The organism is Streptomyces sp. NRRL B-1347, assembly GCF_000720325.1.
Classification (GTDB): domain Bacteria; phylum Actinomycetota; class Actinomycetes; order Streptomycetales; family Streptomycetaceae; genus Streptomyces.
The window spans coordinates 1-279 of sequence record NZ_JOJM01000316.1 but is presented as its reverse complement, the minus strand read 5'-3'; the positions used below and the strand labels follow the sequence as shown (position 1 = coordinate 279).

Sequence of the window (279 nt, the reverse complement as noted above, 5' to 3'; positions counted from 1 at the left end):
GGGGTGGAGGAGGGCAAGGTCCGTAAGTTGGCGGGGGCTCGCCATGCGCCGGCCGACTGGATTCTGCGGGCGAGGATCATCGCCCTGAGCTGGGACGGACGCCGGGTGCCGCAGATCGCGGAACAGCTGGGCTGCCACCACAAGACGGTCCGCAAGTGGCTGCACCGGTTCAACGTGGCTGGCCTGGACGGGCTGGGCGACCGGCCGGGCTGCGGCCGCAAGCGCCGGATCACCGAGGACGAACGCTCCCGCATCATCGCCCTGGTCAAACTCACCCCG

The 279-nt window shown here is 70.6% G+C and carries 1 protein-coding gene; it reads left to right on the top strand.

Going from position 1 to position 279, the window contains the following annotated elements; genetic code table 11:
* Positions 1 to 279 (top strand): helix-turn-helix domain-containing protein (locus IG74_RS0145160; protein ID WP_030689805.1); only part of this gene is annotated, 279 nt, incomplete at both ends.